9 protein-coding genes are annotated in these 9,905 nt (G+C 63.7%); all 9 read left to right on the top strand.

Features of this window, described 5'->3' with window-relative positions:
- Nucleotides 1-878 (top strand): FAD-dependent oxidoreductase (locus tag RMN84_RS06155; RefSeq protein ID WP_309611311.1); only part of this gene is annotated, 878 nt, incomplete at its 5' end.
- Between the two features lie 38 nt (nucleotides 879-916).
- The gene (locus tag RMN84_RS06150) at nucleotides 917-2,218 is read left to right on the top strand and encodes an amidohydrolase family protein (protein ID WP_309611310.1); all 1,302 of its coding nucleotides are present in this window, start codon (nucleotides 917-919) and stop codon (nucleotides 2,216-2,218) included.
- Between the two features lie 130 nt (nucleotides 2,219-2,348).
- Nucleotides 2,349-3,347 (top strand): cation diffusion facilitator family transporter, encoded by a 999-nt coding sequence (locus tag RMN84_RS06145; protein WP_309611309.1) that lies wholly within the window; start codon nucleotides 2,349-2,351, stop codon nucleotides 3,345-3,347.
- Nucleotides 3,348-3,429: 82 nt separating this feature from the next.
- A complete protein-coding gene (locus RMN84_RS06140; RefSeq protein ID WP_309611308.1) occupies nucleotides 3,430-3,999 on the top strand; it encodes a DUF4142 domain-containing protein in 570 nt (189 codons plus the stop codon).
- 84 nt (nucleotides 4,000-4,083) lie between these two features.
- A complete protein-coding gene (locus RMN84_RS06135) occupies nucleotides 4,084-4,467 on the top strand; it encodes a hypothetical protein (RefSeq protein WP_309611307.1) in 384 nt (127 codons plus the stop codon).
- A gap of 116 nt (nucleotides 4,468-4,583) precedes the next feature.
- Nucleotides 4,584-7,037: an FG-GAP-like repeat-containing protein gene (locus RMN84_RS06130; RefSeq protein WP_309611306.1), complete on the top strand. Its 2,454-nt coding sequence runs from the start codon at nucleotides 4,584-4,586 to the stop codon at nucleotides 7,035-7,037.
- A gap of 212 nt (nucleotides 7,038-7,249) precedes the next feature.
- Nucleotides 7,250-7,621, top strand: a complete 372-nt coding sequence (gene rpsL, locus RMN84_RS06125; protein WP_028969180.1) for a 30S ribosomal protein S12 — start codon at nucleotides 7,250-7,252, stop codon at nucleotides 7,619-7,621.
- A 61-nt stretch (nucleotides 7,622-7,682) separates the two neighbouring features.
- The gene (gene rpsG / locus RMN84_RS06120) at nucleotides 7,683-8,153 is read left to right on the top strand and encodes a 30S ribosomal protein S7 (protein ID WP_309611305.1); all 471 of its coding nucleotides are present in this window, start codon (nucleotides 7,683-7,685) and stop codon (nucleotides 8,151-8,153) included.
- 64 nt (nucleotides 8,154-8,217) lie between these two features.
- Nucleotides 8,218-9,905, top strand: a 1,688-nt coding sequence (gene fusA, locus RMN84_RS06115) for an elongation factor G (protein ID WP_309611304.1), incomplete at its 3' end; no start/stop codon positions are given.

Here is a 9,905-nt window from a genome sequence, read left to right as displayed (position 1 = left end):
GATCGGGTGCGATCGGGATCGAGTTTGCCAGCTTCTATAACGACATGGGGGCCAAGGTGACGGTGGTCGAAATGCTCGACCGGATCGTGCCGGTCGAGGATGCCGATGTGTCGGACGCGCTGGCGAAGTCGCTCGGCAAGCAGGGGATCGAGATCCTCGTCGGGGCGGGGGTCGAGAGCATCGTGCCCGACGCCAAGGGACTCGCGGCGACGATCAAGACCGCCGACGGCAAAGCCGCCGAGCGGCGCTTCAGCCACTGCATCGTCGCGGTCGGGATCGTGCCGAACACGGAGAAGATCGGGCTGGAGAAGCTCGGCGTGACGATGGATCGCGGGTTCCTCAAGACCGACCCGATGTGCCGCTCCAATGTGAAGGGGCTGTGGGCGATCGGCGACATCACCGCGCCGCCGTGGCTCGCGCACAAGGCGAGCCACGAGGGGGTCATCGCCGCCGAGGCGATTGCGCAGGAACTGGGCAACAAGGACGTCCACCCGCACGCGATGGACGCGCAGAACATCCCGGGCTGTACCTATTGCCACCCGCAGGTCGCCAGCGTCGGTTTGACCGAGGCCAAGGCCAAGGAAGCCGGGCACGAGGTACGGGTCGGAAAATTCCCGGCGATCGGCAACGGCAAGGCGATCGCGCTCGGCGAGGTCGAGGGATTCATCAAGACGGTGTTCGACGCCAAGACCGGCGAGCTGCTCGGCGCGCACATGATCGGCGCGGAAGTGACCGAGCTGATCCAGGGCTATACCATCGGCAAGACCGCCGAACTGGTCGAAACGGATTTCATGCAGACCGTCTTCCCGCATCCGACGCTGAGCGAGATGATGCACGAGAGCGTGCTCGCGGCGTACGGCAAGGTCATTCACATGTAGCGCAGGCGCGATGCGTCTTGTCAGTAAAAGGGAAATCCATGCGTCAGTTCATCTTCGCCGCTGCCATCGCCGTCCTGGCCGCTGCTCCGGTGCGGTCCGCCTCGGTGATCACCGCCGATCGGTACCTCGACGTCGCGACCGGCAACTATGTCGAGCATCCGGCGATCTTCGTCGGCGACGACGGGCGGATCACGGGGATCGCCGACGCGCGGACGGTCAAGTGGGGCTCGACGGTCAAGCATATCGACCTGAGTGGCGAGACTTTGGTCCCCGGGCTGATCGACATGCACGTCCATTTGACCAGCCTGGCCGAGATCGGCGGCTATCGCGGGCTACAATATACCGACAGCTTCTGGACTGCGATCGGGGTTGCCAATGCCAAGAAGACGCTCGATGCGGGTTTCACCACGGTGCGCAACGTCGGCTCGGCCAACTTCGAGGATGTCGCGCTGCGCCAGGCGATCGACGGCAAGTGGATCGAGGGCCCGCGGATCATCGCCGCCGCCTATGCGATCGGCGCAACCGGCGGGCATTGCGACGATAATTCGCTGCCGCCGAGCCTCGACCGGAAGCAGATGAGCGTGGTCAATGGCGCGGAGGATGCGCGCGCCAAGGTCCGCTGGCTGCACAAATATGGCGCGAAGGTCATCAAGATCTGCGCCACCGGCGGGGTGTTCTCGCTGGGTGACAGTGTCGGCGGGCAGCAGCTCAGCCTGGAGGAGATGAAGGCCATCGCCGACGAAGCGCACATGCTTCACCTCAAGGTTGCCGCGCATGCCCATGGTGACGAAGGCATCCATGACGCGATCCTGGCCGGAATCGACACGATCGAACATGCCAGCCTGGCGAGCGATGCGACGATCAAGCTGGCCGTCCAGCACCGCACCTGGTTCGACATGGATATCTATAACGACGACTATATCCTGGCCACGGGCACCGCGAACGGCACCGAGCAGCAGAGCATCGACAAGGAAAAGATGATCGGCCTGAAGCAGCGCCAGACCTTTCAGCGGGCGGTGCGGGCGGGGGTGCCGATGCTGTTCGGGACCGATGCCGGCGTTTATCCGCACGGCCAGAACGCTCGCCAGTTCGCCAAGATGGTCGAATGGGGGATGACCCCGCTGCAGGCGATCCGCGCCGCGACCAGCAGCGCCGCCGAGGCACTGGCCCAGACCGGCGACGCTGGCACGATCGCCGTCGGGCGCTTTGGCGATATGGTCGCAGTGAAGGGCGATCCGTTGCAGGACGTGCGGCTGCTGGAACATGTCGACGCGGTGGTGAAGGGCGGCGCGCAGATCGAGCGAGCGGCGCCCTCGACGGCAGCAATCCCTGCGCGTTAGCCGGACGATTGGCACAATCGGTAGCGTCCGCTGTTAATCGACCGACGGGTTCGACGCCGACGTGGTGATCAACCACCGGCTAGATTAGTGGTTGTGCGGAACGGGGCGGGCGGACAAGCATTCACCCGCGATGAGCGCAGGGGACAATAATAACCGGACATTGTGGATCGCGCTCGCCGCGAACCTCGGCATCGCCTTGTCGAAATTCGGCGCGGCGGCGTTCACCGGATCGTCGGCAATGCTGACCGAGGGGGTCCACAGCCTGGTCGATAGCGCCAATCAGCTGCTCCTGATCTGGGGGCGCAAGGCGTCGCGCCGCCCGCCCGACAGGCTCCACCCGTTTGGCTATGGCCGCGAGCTGTATTTCTGGAGCTTCGTCGTCGCGGTGATGGTGTTCGCGCTGGGCGCAGGCGTGTCCGTCTATGAGGGCATCCTGCATATCAGCAATCCCGAACCGGCGGTGTCGCCGCTGGTCGCCTATGTCGTGCTGCTGTTCGCGTTTCTGCTCGAAGGCGGGTCGACCTTCTCGGCGTTCAAGGAGTTTCGCGAGGCCAAGGGGCAATTGGGCTGGTTCGACGCAGTCAAGCGGTCGAAGGATCCGCCGACGTTCATCGTCCTGCTGGAGAATGGCGCGGCGATGTTTGGCATCGTCATCGCCGCGATCGGGCTGGGGCTGAGCCAGCTGACCGGGGATCCGCGCTTCGACGGGACGGCGTCGATCATCATCGGCGCGATCCTCGGCTTTACGGCCTGGATCCTGGCGGTCGAATCGAAGCAATTGCTAATCGGCGAGAGCGCCGACCGCGAGACGATTGATGGGCTGCGCGCGATCGTCGTCGGGCGGCAGGGGATCACCGGAGTCGGCGATGTGCTGACCGTCCACAGCGCGCCCGACCAGATCACGGCGATGATGTCGGTCGATTTCGACGACGGCCTGAGCGGGCGCGAGATCGAGGACATCGTCGCGGCGATCGAGGCCGAGGCCTGCCAGCGCTGGCCGCTCGTGCGGCGGCTGTACATCCGGCCGCAGCGCGGCGCGGGGCAGGAGGCGCCGATGTCCGGCGATGTAGACGGCGCGTCAGCGGTGCAGCCGCGCGACCCGCGAACCGGGACGATAGTCGAGGCCTGATATAGCCGTGGGGGGAACGCGCTGATGCCGGTGCGCGTTGGGCCGGAACGACGACCAATGGTCACAAGAAAAGGATATTTCGATGCGCTCAACACCGATCATCGTTGCGATCAGCATGGGCCTGACGCTCGCCGCCTGCGGCAAGAAGGCCGAGACGACCACCGAGACCACGGTCAGCAGCGACATGAATGTGAGCATGGGTAACACCACCGCGTCGCTGGCCCCAATGCCGGCCCAGCAATTCACCGACATGATCGCAGCGTCGGACATGTTCGAAATTCAGTCGGGCAAGCTGGCCGAGACGATGGGCAGCACGGCGGGGGTCAAGGCGTTCGGCAAGATGCTGGTCAAGGATCACACCGATTCGAGCAGCCGGCTGAAGGCGCAGGCCGGCAAGACGAAGCCGGTCGTGGCGTTGCCGATGATCCTGCCGGCCGACCTCAAAGCCAAGCTAACTGCGCTCAAGGCGACCAGCGGGGCGGCGTTCGACAAATTGTTCGTTGAGCAGCAGATCGAGGGGCACCAGAAGGCGTTCGACGCGCTAACGGCCTATGCGGCGGGTGGCGACCAGCCGCCGCTGCAGGAGTTCGCGACCGCAGTTGCGCCGACGGTGCAGGGGCATTTGACGGCACTGCAGGCGATGCCGAAGTAAGCAAAAGGCGACCGGCGTCGGCCTCTGACAAGGCGTTGGGGCGGGCCGGTTGCAGCGGGCACTGGCCCACCCTATCCTCGATCGATGGTTATCGATCGGGCATTTCGTTGGGGCAGGTCGGTCGCGATTGGCTTCCTGCCATTCGGCGCGCCGGTAATGGCGATGAACCCGCGCCCGGCCGCGAATTTTTGCTCTGTCGTCGATGGTGCCAAGCTTCCGGCCGCCTCGGGGCGCGGAGCCGCCTTGTGCAAGGCAATCATTGCCGCCGCCGGACCACGGCTGGCGAGAAGCCGCGCCCGGGTCGTCGTGCGGGTGGAGTCGCCCACCATGCTGGTCGCGAACCTGCGCACTGCGCGAGGCCGGTCGCTGCCGGAAATAACCTACGTCGTCAGTGACAAGCGGCTCGACCAGGCGTCGTTCGATCGCTTCGCCCATGAGATTGCGCGTCAGCTGGCCAATCGAGGGTAGTCGGCGTCCAATCGGGCCAGTTCATCGTATATCCATTAAGGAAGCCCTAACTCCTTGATGCGAAGGTTTAATGGGCGATATTGGGCGCGGCTGGCGGGCCTGGAGGGAATGCGATCGTGGTTGACATCCCGGGCGATACGACGACGACGGCGACTATCAGCCTCGGCGGGTCCGTTACCGGGTCGCTCGAGACGATCGGCGATCACGACTGGTTCCGGCTGAGCCTGACGGTCGGCCAGGAAGTCACGATCGCACTCAATGCAACGACCATCGGCGGTGTCGCCGACCCCTATCTCAGGGTCTACGCCGCCAACGGATCGACTTTGCTGTTCGAGAACGACGATGGCGGGACCGGGACCAATTCGCTGCTTTCGTTCAAGGCCGCGACGACCGGCGTCTATTTCATCGATGCCGCGGCGTTCAATAATGCAGGCACGGGCAATTACCAGCTTAGCGTGAGCAATTACGTGCCGCCGTCGGTGGCGACGTCGGCGCAGATCTCCGATCAGCTGGTCAACGGCTATTGGGGCGGCCGATCGCGCCATTTCAACGTGTCGCAGGGGGGCTCGATCACCGTCAATCTGACCGCACTGGCGGCGGATGGGCAGGCGCTGGCGCGGCAAGCGTTGTCGACCTGGACCGATCTCATTGGCGTACGCTTCGTCGAAGTGTCGAGCGGGGGCCAGATCGGCTTCGCCGACAGCGCGGCGGGAGCGTCGACCAGCAGCACGACCAGTGGTGGCCTGATCACCCACTCCGACGTCAACATCTCGACCCAGTGGCTGATCGATTCCGGCAATACGGTCGGGAGCTATGGCTACCAGACCTATCTCCACGAGATCGGCCATGCACTGGGGCTGGGCCACGCCGGCAACTATAACGACACCGCCACCTACCCCTATGACGCGCTGTTCGCCAACGACAGTTGGGCACTGAGCATCATGTCTTATTTCGACCAGCGCGAAAACACCTACACCGGCGGACAAGGGTTTACTTTGAACCGCTTGGGTACGCCGATGATCGCGGACATTTTGGCGGTGCAAACGCTGTACGGCCTTTCGACCAGCACGCGCACTGGCGACACCATCTATGGTTATAATACGAACGCCGGTAATCCAGCGTTCGACGCGGTTGCGCATGGTGCCCTCGCTTATACCATCTACGACAGCGGCGGGAACGACACGATCGACTATTCGGGGTCGACCGCGGCTCAGAAGATCGACCTGACCCCGGGGAATTTCTCCAACGTCAACGGCTATACCGGCAACGTCGCGATCGCGCCGGGCGTCATCATCGAGAATGCCCTTGGCGGGTCGGGTGCCGACGCGCTGATCGGTAACGGCGCCGACAACATTCTTTCCGGGCGGCTTGGCAGCGACATATTGACCGGCGGGGTAGGGGCCGACCTGTTCCGCGACACCGCCACCGGGCTCAATGGCGACACCATCACCGATTTCGCGCGCGAGGACCGGATTGTCATCACCGACGGTAATTCGGCGAACTTCAGCGCATCGATCAGCGGCAATATCCTGACCTATAGCGGCGGGTCGCTGACCTTGACCGCTGTGCCCGCCGGTCGGGTCGTGGTGTCGGCGGCGACCGCCGGGGTGCAGGTTGCGATCCTCGGGGCGGCGGTGCTCGATGATTTTAACGGCGATGGCCGAAGCGATATATTGTGGCGCAATGACGATGGCTCGCTGGGCAACTGGCTGGGCACCGCCAACGGCGGGTTTACGGTCAATGGCGGGCTGCTTATCGGCGTTTCGACCAGCTGGCACGTCGCGGGCACCGGCGATTTCAACGGCGATGGCCGGGCCGATATCCTTTGGCGCAACGACAGCGGCGAATTGTCGGACTGGCTCGGCAATACATCAGGCGGATTCACGCCTAACAATGCCAACGCCTCGAGCAGCGTCGCGACCAGCTGGAAGATCGTCGGAACGGGCGACTTCGACGGTGACGGGCGCGACGACATATTATGGCGCAACGACGATGGGACATTGGGCAACTGGCTGGGGACGGCCACCGGCGGGTTCAGCGTCAACGGCAGCCTGCTGGTCGGCGTGGCAAACCGCTGGCAAGTCGTCGGTACCGGTGATTTCAACGGCGACGGCAGGGCCGACGTGTTGTGGCGCAGCGACAGCGGTGAGTTGAGCGATTGGCTCGGTACCGCCTCGGGCGGGCTGACCCCGAACAATGCCAATAGCTACACTAGCGTTTCGTTAAGCTGGAAGGTCGTCGGGACGGGCGATTTCAACGGCGACGGGCGCGACGACATATTGTGGCGCAATGGCGACGGGACGCTGGCCAACTGGCTCGGCACGACAAGCGGGGGCTTCACCCCGAACAATGCGAATTCGGTTAGCGTCGTCGCCACCAGCTGGCACGTCGCGGCCACCGCCGACTATAATGGCGACGGGCGCGACGATATCCTGTGGCGCAACGACAATGGCGCCTTGTCCGACTGGCTAGGAACAGCGGCGGGCGGCTTTACTCCGAATAATGCCAATGCCGCCACGACGATTGCGACTAGCTGGCATGTCCAGTCGCCCGACAGCTTCTTTGTCTGAGTTCAGCGACGCCCGGTTGACCCTTTGGGCGACGCAAGCTAAAGGCCCGCTCGTCCGCAAGGCTGACGATATCGTCGCTCCTTGCCGGGCAAGAGCTGAACATTGCTCGACGACGTGATGACCGGGTGGCTTCTGCCGCCTCGGACATGGCGAATTCGCGTTGGGCAATAGTAACCGCCGGGGACTTCCTGGCCTAGAAAGGTGAAGGCTTCATGCCGACGATCAACCAGCTGATCCGCAAGGGTCGCGAACCGCAGAAAGCCAAGTCCAAGGTCCCTGCAATGGAGCAGAACCCGCAGAAGCGCGGCGTCTGCACCCGGGTCTATACGACGACTCCGAAGAAGCCGAACTCGGCGTTGCGCAAGGTCGCCAAGGTTCGCCTGACCAACCAGCGCGAAGTGATCAGCTACATTCCCGGCGAAGGCCACAACCTGCAGGAGCACAGCGTCGTGCTGATCCGCGGCGGGCGTGTCCGCGATCTTCCGGGCGTGCGCTATCATGTGTTGCGCGGCGTGCTCGACACCCAGGGTGTCAAGGATCGTCGCCAGTCGCGTTCGAAGTACGGCGCCAAGCGCCCGAAATAACCGCTGGTTTTCGGCCGCGCCGCTCTGAGCGGGCGCGCCGCATCGTCTGAAGGAATTTCTGATGTCACGTCGTCGTCGCCCAGAGAAGCGCGAAATCCTGCCCGATCCCCGGTTCGGTGATCAAATCCTGTCGAAGTTCATGAATTCGATCATGCTCGACGGCAAGAAGTCGGTCGCCGAGAGCATCGTCTACGGCGCTCTCGAGAGCGTCGAGGCGCGCTTGAAGCGCGAGCCGATCGGCGTGTTCCACGATGCGCTCAACAATGTGAAGCCGGGCATCGAGGTGCGCAGCCGCCGCGTTGGTGGTGCAACCTATCAGGTGCCGGTCGACGTCCGCGTCGAGCGCGCCCAGGCGCTGGCCATCCGCTGGCTGATCACAGCGGCGCGTGCGCGGTCCGAGAAGACCATGGCTGCGCGCCTGTCTGGCGAACTGATGGACGCCGCCTCAAACCGCGGCAACGCCGTCAAGAAGCGCGAAGACACGCATCGCATGGCCGAAGCCAACCGCGCCTTCAGCCACTACCGCTGGTAGTTTTCGCACCTATATCATGGGGGTAGCCGCATATTCGGCCCCCCAAATCGCTAAGGAAACCGACATGGCCCGCAGCCATCCGCTCGACCGTTATCGCAACATCGGCATCATGGCGCACATTGACGCCGGCAAGACGACGACGACCGAGCGCATCCTCTATTACACCGGCAAATCCTACAAGATCGGCGAAGTGCATGAGGGCACGGCGACGATGGATTGGATGGAGCAGGAGCAGGAGCGCGGGATCACGATCACGTCGGCTGCCACGACGTGCTTCTGGTCGGCGGAAGAGGGCAACGGCCCCGAGCATCGCATCAATATCATCGACACGCCGGGCCACGTCGACTTCACCATCGAAGTCGAACGTTCGCTGCGCGTGCTCGACGGAGCGGTCGCCTGTTTCGACGGCGTTGCTGGCGTGGAGCCGCAGTCGGAGACGGTGTGGCGCCAGGCGGAAAAGTACAAGGTTCCGCGGATGTGCTTCATCAACAAGCTCGATCGCACCGGCGCCAATTTCGAGATGTGCATCGACATGATCAAGGATCGCCTCGGCGCGCGTCCGGCGGTGCTGTACCTTCCGATCGGCATCGAGGGCGGCTTCAAGGGCCTGGTCGACCTGGTCGAGAATCGCGCGATCATCTGGCTCGAGGAGAGCCTGGGCGCGAAGTTTGAATATCAGGACATTCCCGACGACCTCAAAGACGCCGCGGCGACGGCCCGTACAGACCTCATCGAGATGGCGGTCGAGCAGGACGACGACGTGATGGAGGCCTATCTCGGCGGCGACGAGCCCGACGTGAAGACGTTGAAGGCGCTGATCCGCAAGGGCACGCTCAACTTCTCGTTCGTGCCTGTGCTGTGCGGTTCGGCATTCAAGAACAAGGGTGTCCAGCCCTTGCTCGACGGCGTGGTCGATTATCTACCGAGCCCGCTCGACATCCCGGCGGTCGAGGGCCTCAAGATGGATGGCGTGACGTCCGACACGCGCGCCCCGGCCGACGACGCGCCCTTCTCGGCGTTGGCGTTCAAGATCATGAACGATCCGTTCGTCGGCACGCTGACCTTTGCGCGCATCTACTCGGGCACACTCGAGACCGCGTCGCAGGTGATGAACAGCGTCAAGGACAAGAAGGAAAAGGTCGGCCGCATGCTGCTGATGCATGCCAACGATCGCGAAGACATCCAGATCGCTTACGCGGGCGACATCGTCGCGCTGGCGGGTCTCAAGGACACCACCACGGGCGAGACGCTGTGCGCCATCAACGCGCCGATCATTCTCGAGCGGATGGAGTTTCCGGACCCCGTCATCGAGGTTGCGGTGGAGCCCAAGACCAAGGCCGACCAGGAGAAAATGGGCATCGCGCTCAATCGTTTGGCACGCGAGGATCCGTCGTTCCGCGTCACTTCGGACCATGAATCGGGCCAGACGATCATCAAGGGGATGGGCGAGCTCCACCTCGAGATTCTCGTCGACCGGATGAAGCGCGAGTTCAAGGTCGAGGCCAATGTCGGTGCGCCGCAGGTCGCTTATCGCGAGTATCTCGCGAAGCCGGTCGAGCTGACCTACACCCACAAGAAGCAGTCGGGTGGGTCGGGCCAGTTTGCCGAAATTCGCATCAACGTCGTTCCCGGTGAGCGCGGCTCGGGGTTCGTGTTCAGCGACAACATCAAGGGCGGCAACGTCCCGAAGGAATATATCCCTTCGGTCGAAAAGGGCATGCGCGAAACCGCCGAGACCGGATCCCTGATCGG

Source organism: Sphingomonas sp., from assembly GCF_031380695.1.
GTDB lineage: Bacteria > Pseudomonadota > Alphaproteobacteria > Sphingomonadales > Sphingomonadaceae > Sphingomicrobium.
This window is presented reverse-complemented; position numbering and strand designations above follow the sequence as displayed.